General features: G+C 63.6%; 13 protein-coding genes. 7 read left to right on the top strand and 6 right to left on the bottom strand.

The genetic code is table 11. The features are described 5' to 3' along the window. Nucleotides 1–134 precede the first annotated feature (134 nt). Genes JJQ90_RS20710 through JJQ90_RS20700 form a run of 3 tightly spaced genes read left to right on the top strand, consistent with a single transcriptional unit; the run spans nt 135 to nt 3,744 of the window. Nucleotides 135–1,229 (top strand): site-specific integrase, encoded by a 1,095-nt coding sequence (locus tag JJQ90_RS20710; protein ID WP_216878156.1) that lies wholly within the window; start codon nt 135–137, stop codon nt 1,227–1,229. Then, on the top strand, nt 1,217–3,307 hold the full coding sequence (locus tag JJQ90_RS20705; RefSeq protein ID WP_216878155.1) for a hypothetical protein: 2,091 nt from the start codon (nt 1,217–1,219) through the stop codon (nt 3,305–3,307). The genes JJQ90_RS20710 and JJQ90_RS20705 overlap by 13 nt, the downstream gene beginning before the upstream one ends. Then, nucleotides 3,307–3,744 carry a hypothetical protein gene (locus tag JJQ90_RS20700; protein ID WP_216878154.1) on the top strand — a complete coding sequence of 146 codons (438 nt, stop codon included), beginning with the start codon at nt 3,307–3,309 and terminating at the stop codon, nt 3,742–3,744. Before JJQ90_RS20705 ends, JJQ90_RS20700 begins: the two co-directional genes overlap by 1 nt. Before the next feature lie 1,184 nt (nt 3,745–4,928). On the opposite strand, the gene JJQ90_RS20695 is transcribed toward JJQ90_RS20700, so the two are convergent. Together JJQ90_RS20695 and JJQ90_RS20690 are read right to left on the bottom strand one after the other, a co-directional pair. Then, nucleotides 4,929–5,219 carry a hypothetical protein gene (locus JJQ90_RS20695; protein WP_216878153.1) on the bottom strand — a complete coding sequence of 97 codons (291 nt, stop codon included), beginning with the start codon at nt 5,217–5,219 and terminating at the stop codon, nt 4,929–4,931. Nucleotides 5,220–5,296: 77 nt separating this feature from the next. Beyond that, nucleotides 5,297–5,839 carry a thermonuclease family protein gene (locus JJQ90_RS20690; protein ID WP_230410839.1) on the bottom strand — a complete coding sequence of 181 codons (543 nt, stop codon included), beginning with the start codon at nt 5,837–5,839 and terminating at the stop codon, nt 5,297–5,299. 343 nt (nt 5,840–6,182) lie between these two features. On the opposite strand from JJQ90_RS20690, the gene JJQ90_RS20685 reads away from it, so the two are divergent. Then, nucleotides 6,183–6,356: a hypothetical protein gene (locus JJQ90_RS20685; protein ID WP_216878152.1), complete on the top strand. Its 174-nt coding sequence runs from the start codon at nt 6,183–6,185 to the stop codon at nt 6,354–6,356. A gap of 78 nt (nt 6,357–6,434) precedes the next feature. On the opposite strand, the gene radC is transcribed toward JJQ90_RS20685, so the two are convergent. After that, nucleotides 6,435–7,379, bottom strand: coding sequence for a RadC family protein (radC, locus tag JJQ90_RS20680; protein ID WP_329959484.1), 945 nt, complete (start codon nt 7,377–7,379; stop codon nt 6,435–6,437). A 704-nt stretch (nt 7,380–8,083) separates the two neighbouring features. Then, complete coding sequence (locus JJQ90_RS20675; protein WP_216878151.1) at nt 8,084–9,553, bottom strand: ATP-binding protein; 1,470 nt, start codon at nt 9,551–9,553, stop codon at nt 8,084–8,086. 345 nt (nt 9,554–9,898) lie between these two features. Between JJQ90_RS20675 and JJQ90_RS20670 the strand changes: the two genes are divergently transcribed. Beyond that, the gene (locus tag JJQ90_RS20670; protein WP_216878150.1) at nt 9,899–11,941 is read left to right on the top strand and encodes a competence protein CoiA family protein; all 2,043 of its coding nucleotides are present in this window, start codon (nt 9,899–9,901) and stop codon (nt 11,939–11,941) included. Nucleotides 11,942–12,320: 379 nt separating this feature from the next. Here the strand turns inward: JJQ90_RS20670 and JJQ90_RS20665 are convergent, their stop codons facing one another. Together JJQ90_RS20665 and JJQ90_RS20660 are read right to left on the bottom strand one after the other, a co-directional pair. Then, the gene (locus JJQ90_RS20665) at nt 12,321–13,295 is read right to left on the bottom strand and encodes a hypothetical protein (protein WP_216878149.1); all 975 of its coding nucleotides are present in this window, start codon (nt 13,293–13,295) and stop codon (nt 12,321–12,323) included. 51 nt (nt 13,296–13,346) lie between these two features. Next, nucleotides 13,347–15,086 (bottom strand): amidohydrolase family protein, encoded by a 1,740-nt coding sequence (locus JJQ90_RS20660; RefSeq protein WP_216878148.1) that lies wholly within the window; start codon nt 15,084–15,086, stop codon nt 13,347–13,349. Nucleotides 15,087–15,557: 471 nt separating this feature from the next. Between JJQ90_RS20660 and JJQ90_RS20655 the strand changes: the two genes are divergently transcribed. Further along, entirely contained in the window at nt 15,558–16,874 is a 1,317-nt protein-coding gene (locus tag JJQ90_RS20655) for a dipeptidase (protein WP_268958678.1), read from the top strand. A gap of 224 nt (nt 16,875–17,098) precedes the next feature. After that, nucleotides 17,099–17,983 (top strand): M15 family metallopeptidase, encoded by an 885-nt coding sequence (locus JJQ90_RS20650; RefSeq protein ID WP_216878146.1) that lies wholly within the window; start codon nt 17,099–17,101, stop codon nt 17,981–17,983. Nucleotides 17,984–18,003 lie beyond the last annotated feature (20 nt).

The raw sequence follows: 18,003 nt of genomic DNA, 5'->3' as shown, positions 1-18,003 counted from the left end.
CCCCAGCGCCGGAGGGGATCGAACGCGACCGCGTCTCCCTTACAGCGCCGGCCGCCCCCGTCCGCGCCATCCAGCAGCCTTCATGAATTATGCGGGCTAGGCACGGCATCAAAGCTTGGCCCTTCGTTCGCGCAATGCTCAGGAACTGGGGCGAAACCGGTCTGCCGGGTCTCGCCGATGACCTGATGGCCTTCATAGACCAGCCAGAGCATTTTGAGGAAAGCGGCGACTGGTACTTCTCGCTGGTCGCCAACGACCCCGAGCGCGGCGCTTTCACGGAGCAGGAGCTCAGGAGCATCCGTGATGGCCTGAACAAGTCGTTCGAAGAGGGCGACGTAAGCATAGAGGACTGGACGCTCGTCTGGTTCCTCATCGCCACGGGCGTTCGGCCGGTGCAGATCGCCAGGATGAAGCGGCGTGACGTCATCGTCACGAACGGCCCCGAGGGCAAGGAAGTCACACTGCTCATCCCTCTGGCTAAGGGGCAGCAGCAGGTCAACAAGGCACGCTGGAGACGGAAGGCGCCGTCGGTCCTGGCAGAGGTGCTTCTGCGTTACCTCCAGTTGCCGCAGTTCGCGTCCGGTGAACCGGGAGCACCATTGTTCTGCGTACAGTCGAATGAGGTTTCGGATCGCCTTCGCAGGGTGTTTCGAACCGTTAAGACCGTCTCGGAGCGGCTCGGTGGGGCGCCTATTCCCATTTTCCCTTATCGCTTCCGGTACACGCTGGGGACCCGCGCCATCCAGTTGGGAGCGTCTGACCACGAGGCGGCCCGTCTGCTGACGCACCGCTCCACGCGTTGCGTCCACTACTACCGCGCATCCCTCCCTACGCTGCAGCAGCCAATCGCTGACGCCATCGGTCCCGAGATGGGCTTCATCGCCCGAGCCTTCCAAGGCCGCCTGATTGGGACCCTTGAGGAGGCCACCCGCAAGGGTCAGCCTGGCGCCGTCATCCGCGACTTCGCCTATCTGGTAGGTCAGAAGCTCGGCGCCTGCGGCACGAACGCGGAGTGCCATCAGAACGCTCCGCGCGCCTGCCTGACCTGCCGGAAGTTTGAGCCCCTCAGGACCGCTCCCTGGGAGCAGCTTCTCGGTGTCCTGAAGGAGGATCTGGACGCAGAGGAGGAGGACCGCATCCGGCTCATCACCCAGGAACAGATCGACGTGGTCCTGGAGATCATCGCCGAGTGCGATTCCACACCGGAGACGACACCATGGGCGGCATGATCATCCCATTCGTCGGACGACCGGAGAAGACGGCAAGGGAAAACCTTGTCGCCTTCATCGAGCACGCGCGCGGACTGGGTTACTTCGACGGTCAGGACGCCATCCCGTGGCAGGAGGTTACTTGGGACCTGCGTTCGAAGGTCGCCACGCGCAACGCCTCGCGCACCCTCGTTCTGCATTTTAACACCTGGGAGTCCGGCGGGAACGTCAAGCGGGCGGAACGCGTGCCCCTTTCCGAGCCATTCGCGGAGACCGTCAGGGCACTCGTTGCCGTCACCATTCCCAGGGGGAAGATGAGCGCGCCGTACCGCCGCCTCATGGCGCTCAGGGCCGTTGAGAAAGCGTTCCGCGAACTCGGCAGACCGGCCGACATCACGCTCATCGACCATGCCGTCCTAGACAAGGCGGCTACCCTCATTCTGGACAACGGGAACGACGACGCCGGTTGGGTGGCGGCGTTGGCACAGCTGGCCGAGGAGATCACGGGCAAGCGGCTGTCGGCCACTCCGTTGAGCTGGAAGAGCCCCGCTCCGCCGCAACGCAATCAGCGCCGCAGTGTCCGCGTGCAGGAGGACGGCGGCACGGCCGTCTCTGACAAGCTACCGCACATCAAGTGCGTACTGGACCTCGCCTCTGTCTTCCAGTCTGCGGAGGGCGGCGCGGACGCTGTCACCACGGCATGGTTCGCGCTCGCCATGTTCGCTCCAAGCCGGGTCTCGGAGATCCTCACCCTGCCGCTCGCCTGTGAGACGGAGATGGGAGGCATCTACGGCCTGTCCTGGCGCCCATCCAAGGGCGGGGCCCCGCTGACGAAGTTCGCCACGAACGACGAGTGGGCCGACGTTGGGCGAACCGCCATTGCGCGTCTTCGCAAGCTGGGTGAACCGGCACGGCGCGCCGCCGCTTGGTATGCGGAGCACCCGAAGGAGCTCTATCTCCCACCCGGCTACGAGCATCTTCGCGGGCAGGGTGTGACCCAGCACGAGGTGTACGCCATCCTCGGCGTCGGCGAGGAAGGGTTCAATGACTATGCCCTGAGCCGCATCATCACGCCGAGCAAGCAAACGACCCATGACAAGGCCAGGACGGGCGGCCGGGGCTGGACCCGGCTGTACGAGTTCGGCTCCCTTGAGCGCTACGTCCTCGACCATCTCCCCAAGGAGTTTCCGTGGGCGGACAGGAAGTTCGGCCTGCACGCGAAGGACGCGCTGTTCTGCGTACCACGGCATACGATGAGGGCGAACTACGCTGTTCAGGCAAACGTCCCTGACCTGATCGACGCCAACCAGATCTACGCCGACATGAACAACCTGGCTGCCACCATCTTCGTTAGGCACGACCTCAGGGACCCGACGACCGGCGAGCACTGGAAGCTGACATCGCACCAGCCCCGGCACCTCCTGAACACGCTTGCCCAGTCCAAGAACGTATCCCAGGCACTCATCGCGTTCTGGTCCGGACGCAAGCGGGTGGACCAGAACAGCTGGTACGACCACGTCCCGCACGAGGCGTTCATCGAGTTGTTCGTGGCCTTGGGCGACGAGGCGCCGAAGCAAATCACGGCGGTCGGGCCGCTTGCAGATAAGGTGGCGGACCGAGCACGGATGGAGATGATCACGCCAGCCGAGGCCATGCGCCTTGAGGTGGGTTCGGTAATCTCGACCCGCTTCGGGCTGTGCCGCCACAACTACGCGCTGACACCATGCCCGAAGGACAAGAACTGTATCAGCTGCGGCGAGAACACGTTTATCAAAGGCGACGCGCGTCATCTTGCCGAAGCTCGCGCTCAGCTCGCTATCGCGGAACGGGCGGTCGCCAACTGCGTCGCCGCGATCGAGCAAGGTGAACCCGGCGTGGAGAACTGGCTCCGGAAGCATCAGGATACGAAGGACCGCTGGTCGCTCGTGTTGGGCTTGATGCTCGACGAGACCATTAAGGAAGGCACGCTCATCACGCTGCCTCCGCCCAACGTTTCTCAGACCAAGACTGGCCTCAGTATGCGCGTCAGGGAGGCCGAGCAAGCTGCGGAAGCGCCCGACGAGTTGGACAACATGCTAGCCATAGTCGCGGACGCCTGATGGCCCGCCGCCTCACGGACGGGGACATCGCCCTTGCGGTCCGGCTGCTTGACGGCTGGACCGGCAAGTTGACCTGGGAGCGCTACCTCGCGCTTCTGGCAACGGAGCTCGGTGGCACCCTCTACACCAAAGCAGGTCTGAGGAAGCAGCCGCGTATCCTGAACGCTTGGCAGATGGCGAGGCGCCGACTTGAGGGCAGCTTGGAATCGGCTGGCGTACCCAGCAACGGGGACGCGGCCATCGCGCAGCTTCGGGAGATGTTGCGTCGGCTGCGCAACGAGAACGCCCGGCTGGAGCAGGAGAACCAGGACCTGCTGGAACGCTTTCAACGCTGGGCCCACAACGCAGCAATCGACAAGGGTATGACACTCGACCAATTAAATCGGCCGATTGTAGTGGCCCATGACGGCGGCAGGCGGCCGAGGGCTGTGCGCTGAGGCGCATCCAGAAGGGGTGACGTGTCGCGTGCTGCGTGCGTCCTCGTCGTCCCGTCGCCGGTGAAGATCGGCGGACGACCGGTGCCACCGCGACCGACCCGGGCCACGTTCTCCGTACTGGCCTGATCGAGCACCTCGCCCACAGCGATGCGGCCTGGGCTGAACCGGCCGCGTTGCGGCGGGGCCTCCTACGCTGGGTCACACGGCGATCCCTTCACCCGTAAGCGTCCTCCCCCCGGCTGTTCTGCGGCGCGCTGCGTTGATCGGCTGAGCAGCCCGGCTCCGGGGCGGTGCAGGTGGGTTCCGGCCCCCACGCGTAAGGGTATGGGCGATGCTAGATGGCCCGCGAGGCGGGGTGATCAGCGTGGTGCGGCGGAGTCGCCGCTGGACGACGGAGCAGAAGCTTGCGCTGGTCGAGGATGGGCGGCCGCGCTGGGATTTATGGCAGACTTCACCAAGCTCTCATGCTCTGGCGGCCGCCTCGGCGTAAGCGACCGGTGTCTATCAGCCGAAGGACCGATTCGTCTCGCCGCTCGAACACGCGCCTCGATGCCATCCGCTACGGCTCGCGCGCGCGCGGGCTCCAAGTCGCCCGCGCCGAGCCAAAACCGTTTCCGCTTCGGAGCAACCAGCAAATACAGCCGGTAACTGTCGCCGTTGCACGGGTAGACTCCAGCGAATTTGAACTCGGGAGCCCTCTCAATCGGACGGTCAAGGTTTTTGCAAATTGCCACCATGTCAGGTAGCCCGGGAAAGCGGGGCCGCTGTCCCTGCCATACGTTCACGTCAAGCAGCCAAGGGCCGCTACTGTCCTGGATTTCGACGAGCGAGTGCAAGCCCTCGTGCCCCGTCTTTGCCTCTGGCAGACCAATGCGGAGACTTCCGTCGCTCCAAATCGGGAAACGTTCGGCATCGACGAAAGCAACGATGAAAGCGCCAATCACCGCTTTCGCGCGGATGTGGCGTCGCCGGAGGTACTCCGCCGCCGCAGCCGACGACCACAGGCAGCGCTCCTGATTGATGTCGCACCACCATCGAGTGTCTCTCATGGCCGGATATAGGTGCTCAACGATATTGTTGACGGCAGCTTGCATCTTCTCGCTCGCGGGGATCCGATCAGAGTAGCCGAAGAACGAGGCGCTACCGATTGGTGCGGAGGGTCGGGCTGACGCGTTCATGTTGCCTCAGAAGCTGTGAACATCAACAAAGCTGAGGTAACGCAAATGCTCTAAGGGATTCTTACTGTCTTGATGACAGCAGCGGTGGACGCCATCGCTCAGAAGTTGTCCAACGCCGACAGGCGGCCTCGACTTCCGGTCACATGCGCCGCCTCGGTGAACCGAGAGATGCCTGATCGATCGATCGCCGCCACAGTTGCCGGGCTGCAACCAACCTTGACCGCCCACATCCCACTGCGGCATCGCCTCCAGCGCGCCGACGGTGATGATTTCCACGCGCTCGATCGGCTTCGCCATGCGCGCATGCCTAGCCCCTCAAGGTTGCGCCGCCTGTCCGGTCGTACTGTGGGCCGTTCCAGTTCAACCCCTCGCCGTCACCGCCGCCGCCGCGCGCTTCGCCACTCCCACGGAGGGATCCGCTGCGCTTCCGGCATGCTCCACAAGCCCCTGCGGCCGCGGCGTGCCTGGTCCTCGAACCGGATATAGACGGGGTCATTGGTGTACTGCCGGTATACCCAGGCACCGCCCAGCCGAACCATCTCCGCGCCAGCATCCGTGCGCCCGACGTGGATCCGGCCGACGGTGCGACGGTACCTGTCGATGTCGACGACTTCGACACGCACCTGGCGCCCGAACACGAGGCGAGACAGCATCTGCTGGGAACGGGTTCCATAGGGCTGTCGGCTCTCCGGCGCATCGATGCCGTGAAGTCGGATCCTGACTTGCTGCCGCTGCGGAGTTAACAGGGTTACCGTGTCGCCGTCCGATATGGCGACAATCCGACCCCGCAGTTCCTGGGCATGTGCAGGGTTCACCACCGCAATGAGCAACAGGACGGAAAGGGCGGCACAAAATCGCTGGACGCTGAGATTGGCGAGCCGGTAAAGACCAGTGTTCAAAACCGTGAAATGCGACAATTAGGTGCCTTTGTCCGCTGAAGGGAAATGCAGTAAGCGCCCGGCGAAAACGATTGCCATTCTGAAGGTGCTACCCGGGCTCTCGGCGTGGCAGGCGCAGTGGTCTTCGATTTCGAGGAGTGCCCTTGCCCTGGAGGCGCACGCCTCGACAGCGACGCACCTGGTGTCTGTGACCATCTGCCCGCTCTGGCGTTGCTCGCCAACCCTCAGATCCGGGAGTTCCGCGGTCTCACGCTGGCAGACTGAGGTCGCTCAACGCTAGGCTTGGGCCGCGAAAACACGAGGCAACGGTACGATGGGGCAGCACCCCAACCGAGCGGTCAGCACCGAGGCGTGGCTTCTCATGTCGGAGATCATGGAGATCCATGGCGTCGACGCGGACTTGGTCGCTGCAGCGGCATGCGACGCGGCCTGGGACGAGGGCGACGTCGAGGACGCTGTACTGTGGCGGCACGTCCTGCGGGCGCTGGAGGCGTTGACCATGGCTACGCCGCCACCGGGCATCCGACATTCGTAACCGAGCTCAGCAGCCCGCGTAAGGTCCGCTGGGGCAGGTCGACGGCAGCGAGCCGCGGCTAAGCGAACCTGCTGGCGGTCAGAGGTCTCCAGCACGCCGGAAGCTGAACGTGTCCCCGTTGCCAATGATGATGTGGTCGTGCAACGCGATGCCGATGGCGGCGGCCGCCCGTTTGACCTCCTGCGTCATCTCCCGATCAGCCCGCGATGGTGTGGGGTCCCCCGATGGATGATTGTGGACGAGGATCAACGCGGTAGCGTGAAGCTCCAGAGCCCGCTTGACCACCTCGCGCGGGTAGACCGGCGTGTGGTTTACGGTGCCCCTGGCCTGCGCCTCGTCGGCGATCAGGCGGTTCCTCGAGTCCAAGAAGAGAACCCTGAACTGCTCGACTCTCTCCCGCGCCATCAGCGCGGTCAGGTATGCATCGAGCCGCTCCGAGCTGTTCAGCACGATGGAGCCGATGACCTCGGCTCGCTGCATGCGTAGCGCCGTTGCCTGCACCAGCTTCATGGCGGCGACCGAGTGCGTCCCCAGCCCTCGAATTGCCAGGAGTTCCAGCTGCGGTGCAGCCAGTACATTTGCGAAGCTGCCGAAGCGGTTGATGAGCGACTTTGCCAGAGGCTTCGTGTCGCCCTTCGGCATGGCGAGGAAAAGCAGCATCTCCAGCAATTCATAATCCGCCAGGGCATCCGGCCCCCGGGTGAGCAGCTTCTCTCTCATCCGTTCACGATGCCCGTGGGGGCCCGTGCTGGGGAACGGGAGCGGCTGCGTGCTGGCGCCGCCTTCGGGCTGGCCGGATGGCGGGTCCGGTTGATGCCGCGCAGTCATGCCCTCTGCGAAAGCGGCGCGGATCGGCAGCGGCACCTCATCGGGCAATCGAGGTGCATCGCGGAAGCCGCCAGGCGGGTGGGGAGCCTGGCGCCACTCACCCTCCGCTTTTCTGGTGGATGGCCGCCGCAGGGTACCTCCCAGGGCGGCATTCAGCCACTTGGATACTGCCGAAACGCCGAAATCGAACCGCACAAAATCAACTCAAGGTTGTTTGTCCGATCCTGTCTCACCCTGAAGCGACGTGCACCATCTGGATGGTCTATTAACAAAAAATTAACGTTTGGTGGTGGAGGGTCTCGCTGCTCTTCTTGCCTCTCCAGGTGCGCCCGCCTTCCGTCAGGGAAACCCACAATCTGCGTTCGTCGCGCCGCAATCGGCGCAATGATCCTCCTGTCCGCGATCACCTCGCCTGCGCTGGCCTGCCGGTGGCGCGAGCCTGCGCGGACATACCCAGCCGGGGAGCGGTGGACCTGCGCCGCCTTTCGCTGGGCCGACGGCGATACGCTGACCGTCGACTGCGAGGGGCAACCGCAGGCCATCCGGGTGCGGCTCCGCGGCGTGGACACCGTCGAGCGAGGGGATCCCCGCTGGTCTGCTTCCCGCATCGAGCTCCACAGCCGGACTGCAGATGTTGCCCTCACAGTGCTTCCGCACCACGATCACCGGGAAAGGGTGGTGGCCGACGTTCTCGCACGTGGTGTGAACGTGGGCGTGAGCATGGATGCTGCGGGCTGGTCAAAGGATGTCTGCCCGCGCCGCTGAGAATTTGGACTTCGGGAATGTGAGGTCGTGGTATCGCTGGGTGAGCCGTCCGCTCCGCCACCCAGCATTTTTTCCAGGCTGTCGCGGTCGAATCAGTGGCCGCGACCTGTCCCTTCCTTTCCGCGGCTCAAGACTCAGCTGTCGCTCACATGCTCGTCCGGGCGATAAGCTAGCAGTCCGGGGTCTGCCGCAACTCCAAGAGCCAGGCGAGCGCCGAGTTTCGTCAGCGCGTCGTAGTAGTCCGAGCTCAGGTGGTCGCCGCTATACTCATGTCCAAGTTCGTGAATGAGCAGATCAAGGACGCGTTCCGACGGGCCTTCAAGAAAGAATTTAACGCCGAGTCGGTGCTTATTGAGATACATCAAACCGGCAGGGCCATAGCAAGCAAGCCATTTGACGTCCGCGTCTACGGCAATTCGGACTTCAATCGCGCGCCCGATCATCATCTGCGCCAAACGCTGGTATAGGGCCACTGTCGCCCGGATATGACTGCTCCACTCCGATTCAGGCAAAAGCTTAATTTTCGCCCCGCCTTCGGCGAAGGCTTTCGGACTTGGAGTTACGCGGCCAGCGGGCAAGAGCGCGCCTGCTTTGCGAACATTGGCCCATTCCTCGCCCGACAGCTGACTGCCATGGACGACGTGGTATCCGTCCACGATCGCCAGCTTGTTCGCCTCGGCATCAGAAGGGTCGTACACGACGGATTTCTGGCCAAACCTGTGATTGACAACAGTTCGCACCGCCTCCGCAGCCACATGGGTCGTGCCCATGGCCTCGCGAACCCAGGTCTCGCGGGCCTGCTCCGGTTTCAGCAGCTCATGCGTGTTATTCAGGACCAGTGCACGGAGGTGCCGTAAGAACGCGGGCGGGACATGCTCCCGATCGAATCCGAGCGGTACCTTTTGCAAGACATCTATGTGGTAGGCGTCGCCCGTTTCAACGACTGGAATGCCCATCTCATAGAGTGACGCTGTTTCCCCTGGGAGCGGCTTGATCACGCGGACAGGTGTTGTGCGGGTCGCAGATCTTAGGTTGCCTTCCGCGTCGGCGACCTCTGTACGGAGTGAGGCCTCGAAGATGGCTACTGGCTGACGATCCTGCAGCGGAACACCGTTGAAGGTCGTGACCACGCCGGACGGTGGCAGGAGCCGGGCCATGGCCTCGCTGCACGCTTCGAGCTCCGCGTTTGTCAGGCGGAGGATGCCTCTGAAGCGCGACCCGCGCTCGCGACGCTTACGCGTGACATGTCGACCCTCCGCGTCAAAGCGAACTCCGCCGGATGTCGTGACGATTTCCGCCTCGTCGCAGAGCGCCAGGACCAACTTCTCGCCCAGATTGAACCGTCCTCGCTTTTCGGCCGCTCCCTTCTTGGTGCTTTCGGCGAACAGCGTCCAAGCGTGGGAAAGGTTAGTGAACCCAGCCGGATCGTCGTCCTCGACCACGAGCTCAGCGACCCGAGATCCCGGCTCCTTCACCAAGGTGACGTCGACACGCGTGACATTCTGATCCCAGGCATTTTGGATCAACTCATGCAAAACGAACTCTTTGCCCTTACGCTCCAGAAGTCGCGACAACCCACCCCGATCCACCTCGAACCACTTCATTCGTTCACTCCTTGTGCAACGTCTTGGAATCGCTCAGCGCGGCGCTACTTCGATGTTCAGTCGAGCGGTTTGACGGCGGCGGCCGGTCCCAAGCGGGTATCGGGGGGGGGTTGGCGGTGATGGACAGCGGCATTTCGAGTTCCGCCATGTGGGTTAGCTACGCACCCGCAACATGAAATTGCTCAGCGGGCTGTCGCGCCTTGAGGTGTTTTTTCGGACCATTCGCATAGTTCCAATCTGGTAGAATGCCGCCGTTGCCGTTCTCATGCCGGTCCTACCGTTACGCGAAGACTGCTTAGCAATTCGTGGACGTGGCACCGGGCGGGGTAGGGGAGCGCGGCATTGATGCGAATGCGCAAGCGGGCCAGTTGCACTAAGGTCGTCAGGATGCGCAGGGTCGCTTGCAAGACGGCTGAGGATGAGGACGACGTCCTGCTCCCCCTGGCCCTTGGGCCGGGCGGGAAGCTTGTCCACGCCCGCGACATGCCTTCCGGCCTTGCCTGTGGCTGCACCTGCCCGGGGTGCGGTTCGCGGCTCGAGGCGCACCATCCAGGCCCCGAGCGGCCGGGGCGGCGCCGCCAGCGCCACCACTTCCAGCACAGTGGAGTTCGCGCCTGCGCGGTCGGCCTGGAGAGCGCGGTCCATCTGAAGGCCAAGGAGGTCCTCCTCGCGTCGGATCAACTGCGCTTACCCGACGGCCACGCCCGCGTGCCCGGCATGGAGCCGGAACTCGTCGTCCGTGAGCGGCCGTTCCGCTACGAGAGGCCGGATGAGGAGGTCCGCGATGTCTATGCGGGCTTCGTTCCTGACGGCGTGGTGCGCCGCGGGGAGCACGAACTACTCGTCGAGTTCAGGTGGCGCCACGAGACGGGGTTGGAAAAGATCGAGCGCATCCGTGCCCACGGAACTTCCTGCATTGAAGTCGACCTCCGGAAGATGCCGCTCCACGGCACGGAGGAGGAGCAACGTAACTTCGTGCTTTTCGGGGCGGCACGTCACTGGCTGCACAACCGACTGATCGCCGCCGCCGAGGAACGCATGCGTGAGCGGCGCGATGCTGCTGAAGCAAAGAAGCTCGAGTGGGACCGCAGGCTCTTCGGCGAACTCGCTGCTGAAGTGAAGGCCGCTCTGGCGTCTGCACCGCAGGCGGGCGGAGCCGACTGGGTCGCTTGGGCTCGGGAGGTGGGCGTTGGAGGATACCTCGGTGATCCGGTCGAAGGCGATGCTTGTATGTCTGTGGACAGGGCCGTCTGGCAAACCGCCATCTTCCTGGTTCTGTGGCGGGGCTCCGCCGGTCGAATGCCCACGGCGCAGGAAATCTTGGAACGCCTCATCTCCTTCGGCATGCTGAAGAAGCCATTCGACCAGGATCTTGCCTGGCATGACGAGATCGTCGCGGCCGTGTGCCGGGAGGCGCCAGAATTCCGCCCGCCCACTGAGGTCGTGGCCGCCTTCGCCGACGCGATGGTCGGCAGGCGTGTGCTGGCTGGCCGCGGCCGGAGCACGACCAGGCGCTGGCAGCTTGGCGGTATGATCGCAATGGCCATCACCAGGCATGAGGAAGCCGCAGAGGCGGCGCGGGAACGCGAAAGAGAGCTCGAGCAGGATGTCCGCTCCCTGGTCGAAGCGCTGGGAGAGCCGCTCTCTGCCGCCCTCGATGGATGGACGGATGTGCCGCTGCCTGACCTGGGACGTTCCCCTCTGGAGGTCGCGCGTTCCGGCAAGGATGCCTGGTCCGGTCTGCGCCAGGACCTCCGGCGGCTTGCCGCTATGGCGCGGCCGGGCGGAAAGGCAGTGCCCGAGGACGGTATGCTCGGCCTGCCTCTGGAGGAGCTTCGCGCCACGCGGATCCGAGAAGCGGCCGACCGTGAAGCCGAGTGGCGGCGGAGAGAGGAGGAGAGCGAGCGTAGACTGGCGGAGAAGCGGCGTGCGGAGTCCCTTGCATTCATTGATCGCGCATTGACCGATGCGTGCCTGCTGCTCGGGCGGGAGGAGGGTGCAGCCTGGGTCGCGGCGGCCGTCGCGCGTCGAGTTGACGAACCGTTCGATGAGGCCCGCCAGCGCCTTGGCTTCATCGAGATCAGGGCGATCCAGGCGGACCTCGACGCGCTGCACGACAGTGTGGCGCGCGAGCGCGAGGCTGAGCGAAGGCGGGCCGTCGCAGAGGGCATCGCGGCGCAGGCGGTCAACGACCGGCGCGAGCGGCTCCTCCGCAAGGCGCTCCAAGCCAACCGGAGCAACGTTGAAATGGCTGAACTCTGGATGCGCGGCCATCATCCCGCGCTCGGATGCTCACCCTGGGATGCCTGCAAGACCGATGCAGGCTTTAGCCGTGCCGAGGACATCTTCGGCCGACTGATCCGGTCGGGAGGCGGCAAGCGGCGCTAGTCGGAGTAGGCGACGGCCTGGGTAGGAACTTTGCAGTGGAGCCCAGTGAGGTTGCGGCGGGCATGCGGGGCGTGGACGCAGCGGAGCGCGGAGACCAACGCTGGCTAGTCGAAGGATGTCCGCACGCACAAATCGTTTTTGACGTCAGAAGCGTGAACTCATAGTCACCCCATGATCTTGCGGCCGAGGAGGTGGTCGAGTTCGCGGAGCACCCAATCGCACCCATAGCGGTCGAGACGCCAAAAGATCACCAGCTTCGTGAGCGGACTGACGGGCTAGCCTTGGACGAGATCAGGACGTTGGGCTCCAAGTCCGCGGATAACTGGCTTCGGGCATGAAGGACGGGGAGCCGTAGTGGCAGCGCCGATCGCGACGGAATTTATTGAACGTCCTGCTTCCCATCAGTCCAAATCTGTGCCGCAACCAAAACGGCGATTATTGCGAAGGAGGCAAAGTGGAAACTCCACCCAGGATCGCCATCGATCGAGAAGCCTAGGTTGAAGCCTCTAGCATTCAAAAAGCCCGAAAGCTTCGGAATTGCGGAATTCGCGGCCCATACACCAAAGGCTGCAGATGCCATCCGGATGTACCGCCGCCTAGGATCTAGTATCAACCATATCGCATAGGCCCCAATTGTCACCGTGAGGCAAGCCGTAATCACGCCGGGCGGAATATAATAGAACGCTAGAAATAGAAGTGTGCAGGCGACTGAGAAAAATACTCCTTGAACGGGCCAAGGCAGACTTTGACCGAGAAGGGTTTTAACACGAAGGTTTGGGTCATGTATATTCTGAGCGTCCTCAGTACGATTCTCCGGTACAGCTCTGAAATTTGACGGAGAATGTCTTCGGCTGCCGTAAGTCACAGAGCACAATAACACGCCAGCAAGAAGGCCTGCCACATAGTCCACAGTGTGAATTGCATTAACGACCCAAAACGCGTTGGCTTTATCAGAAGAGATATATGGGGAATACTGACGCGGCAACTCAACGTTGACGCTAAGACCGTACATCGAAAAACCTGCAAGACACGCCAACGCACCTACAGCCACGAGACAATATATAAGTGGCTTTACTAGCTGTACGGCACTTATGCGGGGACGCGAGCCAGCCCGGGCGCTTATCGCCAAAACTACGCCGATAACAGCGCCCACCCACCATGTTGCGATTACTCCGAAAAAAAACGCTATTTGATTTGGATTGACGTGTGCCGTATTCGCACCAAAAATGGCGAAAAATTCAGGTAGTATCCGCACAGTAATAAGGTTATTCATTATTCCGTAGACACATACAGCCACGACGCAAAGAAGAATTATCTTTCCCTGTTCGAATAATTCTCCGCCGACCCTCTGCATACTCGCCATCCTGTTCCTCAGACCTTCAACTAGACCGCCGGGCCGTCATCCTTAAGACATTGGCGCCGTCGGATCGAAGCGGGCGAGAAGGCCGGGCGAACGTGGCTCAAGCCAGCGCACCATCCGCTCTCTGGCCTGCTCACCCTCAGCAAGGCCAAGGAATCTGGCGGCGTTGCGCCAGCGGAAGTCCTCCATTGCGTCGAAGGGGAAAAGGCGCGCCATACTGCGCGCAATCAAGGAGGCGTAGCGCCCACCCCCGCGCACCATGCCCACCATCACCCAGTCCGAGCCGTACATCAGGCGCCTGCGGAGGAGCGGGTGTCGATGGATGAGATCCTCTAGGAAGGTGATCGAGGCGGCCGCCTCTCCGCTCACATCGCCTTCGTCCAGGAACTGCCCGCCGAAGCCAATGTCGGCGTATAGGTGCGGCCGCCGCTCCATGAGCACAGCTATGCGCTCTGCCCAGTCCTGCGAAGTCTCCCTGGCCCGCAGGTCGCGCGAGCCGAAGGAGAAGACGCCGCCGAAGTGAGCAAGATTCAGCCGCAGTTGTGGCCACTGCTCCAGCACGCGCCCCCAGGCATGGGGGCCCGCGAGGGAGCCTCCGGTCTCGAAGGGCGAGTTGCTGTCGCCGCAATGGGCCATCACGGCCACGCCGTTCGCCTCGCAAAAGGCGTAGAGTTGCGCGAGGGCCGCGTCGAGAATCGCACCGGGATCGCGCGTCCCCGCGAGTTCCCTGAGGCGGTCCGGGAAGCGCGGCAAATCGGCGGAGCGCCCCTCGTTGCCGATGGGGAGAAAGCCCATCGGCGGGTACAGCTTCACACCGATGACGTGGCCCTGCCGGACCCAGCGCTCCACCCGTTCGAGCGGCGTGTCCACGATGCGCCCGCGGCTCCGCGAGGCCATCGCTTCGGCCTGACGCCACGGGCAAAAGGGGGCGAAGGAGAAGAGGCCGGAGCGCCGCTTCGCTGAACTATTCCGCGCTCGCCGGTCCGAGATCGCGGCCATCACCCCGATCTGCTCCTCGACGTTCCCGGCGGGATCAGGAAAGAGTCGGCTGCCTCTAATGCCCAGCCAGCGACTATAGTCCACGAGTGCGGGCGTGAGGAGCACGTCCGCGCCCTCGGGGAACTGCTTCAGCAGCTCGCCTGTGAGCTGGTCGCGGGGTTTGGCCATGGTGTGCGCCCATCCCGTGAAGCCCTCCCGCGACGGTCCAGTGTCCTCGTCGATCCGCCGGGCAAGCGCCGCGATCTCGGCGTTCGATACTTCTGACCCCGGAGCGCGGCCCGGCAGCGTCTCGTCCGCCGCGCGCTTCAAGACATCGGCGGCGCCTTCCGGTAGCGGCGGCAGCCGTGGCTCCTGGTCCCAGGGCGCCTGAAATCCGTGAGGCTCCGTCGCAACCCCGTCGCGGATGGCGCGGAGCGCCTCCTCGGTACTTCCCGCGCCACCGATGGTCAGCAGCCGCGGGTCCGTGCCCTTCCCGAGCGCTCTAAGCTCATCCTTCGCCGTGATGCCCATGCCGTTGAGGCCGCCCACTAGCGCGGCGAGCGCAAGGAAAGCGGGTACATCAACGATCGACGGCATGTTCAGCCGGGTCTGCATGATGAACTCGCGCGCAGGCAGGTCTCGGATGTTGAATAGATGGCAGTGTATGTCGATCCACCGCTCGCCTGGTCTGCCCGTCGATACCGCGTCGCGGATCGCCGCCGCGGCCCCGCCTCCGCCGCCGCTCCCCATGTCCGGCGAACAGACGAAGCGGCCCAGGCCAGGCGTGCAGACGGGACAGCAGAACATGCGTATTCTCCCCAGTCGTCATCATTCAAGCCCATCCGCAAGGGCCCCGTCCACGGAACAATACGATTGGAGTCGGTTCGGTCTCCGGCCCGCATGAATTACGACTGTGGAGACCGACTGAGAGAGTGAACTGCTGTAGGTTGGGCAGGTATCTGGGCGGCAATCACCGGAGCATGCTGCAATCGTGCGCGCGCCGTCCGCAGCTTGCACTACAATCCGCGCGCCAGACATGCTGCTGCGGGCGCGTGCGGTCGGACATCACGCCATCAAGCCGTTCTCGTTGGCCCGACCCCAGGCGGCCTCAACGCCGTCCCTCCTGCTTCCATCTTCGCAGGCCTCGGCCTACTCAGGAAACATCAACATCAGTCAGGCTAGCAGCAGCCGGTATCACTCCATTTCGAATATTTATCTTCTTTCACGGTTAAGCGGCATGCGACGATCGCGCGAACGCATCAGTGACAGCGCCCGCGGATGAGAACGGCTCGCACAGTCTGCTTCTTTGTCTTGGCCTGCTTGGCAACGGCCTGCGCGCCGTTGGCAGACTATGTCGACGCGCGCCTGAACCCTGTCGTGGGGCCTGGACCCGGTCCTGTATCCACATCGCACGCATCTCTGCACGACCGCCTCTTTGTCGCGGACCTTCACGCTGACACGTTGATGTGGCGCCGTGATTTGCTGGAGCGGGGGCGGTGGGGGCACGTCGACGTGCCTCGCCTTCGCCAGGGCGGCATCAATCTCCAGGTTTTCACTGTGGTCACCCAAACGCCGCCCGAACGGCACAGCCATGCACCGGGAATTGAAAACGAGCACTGTGTCTCAAGCAGCAGCACCAACATGACCGGGCTTCTGTCCGTTGTGCAGGGTCGCCCGCTCGAGACGTGGGGCAATTTACGGTCGCGCGCGCTCTACCAGGCACGCAGGCTGGACGAGGCCGTTCTTCGCTCCCTGCGATCCGGCGAGACCGAGCTTTTACCTGTGCGTCACGTGGACGATCTCAGAAGGCTGGTGCGCTTGCACGCTGAAGGGCGAGATGTCCTGGGCGCAGTGCTTGGGCTGGAGGGTGCCAACTGGATCGGTGGCGCTGAGTTCAGCGAAGCGCAGGTCCGGGCGGAAGTGAGGGCCCTGTACAACGCGGGCTTCAGGACCTTCGCTCTGACACATCGCTTCGACAATTCGCTTTCTGGGTCCAGTGAAGGCTGTGACCGCTATGGCCTAACCCCACAGGGCGCGGCCGCGCTTGATGAGGCACAGGACCTGGGGATGGTCATCGACCTGGCGCACGTCTCCTCAAGATCTCTGCAGGACATCCTACGTTTGCGATTGCTGCGTCGACCGCCGATCGTGTCCCATACCGGCGTGCAGGCCAGTTGCACTGGGCCCTGCCACAGGGGCAGGAACCTTGCAGATGACGAGCTCGTCGCCATTGCACGGCTTGGCGGAGTCATCGGCATCGGCTTCTGGCCGGAAGCCGTCGGCTCGGGAGGCACCTCAGCCATTCTTGCGAGCTTCGCTCGCGCTGCTGCAGTTCTCACGTCCGCAGGACTGAGCCCGTGGAGACATCTGGCCTTCGGTTCGGACTACGACGGTGCGGTTGAGGTTCCCTTCGACGCCACCGGAATGCCAGGGCTGACCCAGGCGCTCGTTCAGGGAGCGGGCGGCACGGCAGCTGCGATGCCGCCTGAAGCGCTGCCCCTTGTCGCGGGCGCAAATGTATGCCGGGTGATGGCGCTCTCGCTGCCCGGTGGCGGTATGCAGGCCGCCGAGGATATCTGCCTGCGGCTGCGATAGCCGCGGATTTGACGAACGGCCGAGCGCATTTGCAGCTCAACACCTGTCTCGACTCCCTCCGTAGGATGCTGGCCCAGGCAGCGCACTGGGAGACGCTTGTTGGAAGGGATGTCATGATCCTGTCCTGGGTTTGCCCAACGACCTCGGTATAGAAACAATCGCTGGCAATCTCCCCTCGATTTCGGGTTATCCTCCCGTCGCCAAGAGAAACGGGAGATAGGGAAATGTCTCTTACCGATCTGGTTGCTGTCCCAGAGGGCATCAATGTGCTGGCTGATGGCCGACGCCTCCAGAACGCCAAGCAAGCCACCATGCTGGCCCTGTTGGGCAGCCCAAGGGCGGACCTCAACCAAGACTGCCAAGCTGTGGCGACGCCGTCGCTGAAGGCGCTCATGGTGACCAGCAGCGTCGGCCCCTTCCGGGTGACGGGCCTTCGGCCAGCCGTGGAAAGCCTTCGGGCGATCATGGCCGACATCGCCGCCGAGCAGCCTGCGGTCTACCGGGCGCTCGGATCCGCGGGCATGCTCTGCGTGCGCTACGTGCGCGGCTCCAGGACCGCCATCAGCAACCACGCCTGGGGCACCGCGATCGACCTTACGATCGGCGGCATCCTCGACCCCTACGGCGATGGAAAGGTCCAGCGAGGCCTGGTCGACATTTACCCGATCTTCAACAGGCACGAATGGTTCTGGGGCGCGGCCTTCTCCAAGGAGGACGGCATGCACTTTGAGGTCTCCGATGGCCTCATCCGCTCCTGGTTGGCCAGTGGGCGGTTCGGCTCCGGCTTGAACCCGCCGGAGACCTTCCTGCTGAGCTTGGGCGACCGCGGGGACGAAGTGCGCTACGTCCAGGAGGCGTTGAACCTGCACGAAGCAGGGCTGCTGGTGGACGGCATCTTCGGACGCGAGACCCAAGCGGCGATCTTTCGTTTCCAGGCCAGAGAGGCGATCCGGCTCACGGGCCTGGTCGATGGCGACACTTGGTCGAGGGTCCACGTCTTGCGGCGGGACGGCGGCCTGAAGGTGCTCTACGCAGACGCGGCAGCTCCTGCCGTAGCTCAGGCCAAGATCACTCCGGCCAACAAGAAGGCCCAAGCGAAGCCGACCTAGCGGATATCCATCAGGCCCAG

Source organism: Falsiroseomonas oleicola, from assembly GCF_019029495.1.
In the GTDB taxonomy this organism is placed as follows: Bacteria; Pseudomonadota; Alphaproteobacteria; order Acetobacterales; family Acetobacteraceae; genus Falsiroseomonas; species Falsiroseomonas oleicola.
Note: the sequence above shows the minus strand (reverse complement) of the source record. Positions and strands in the feature narration are given on the sequence as shown.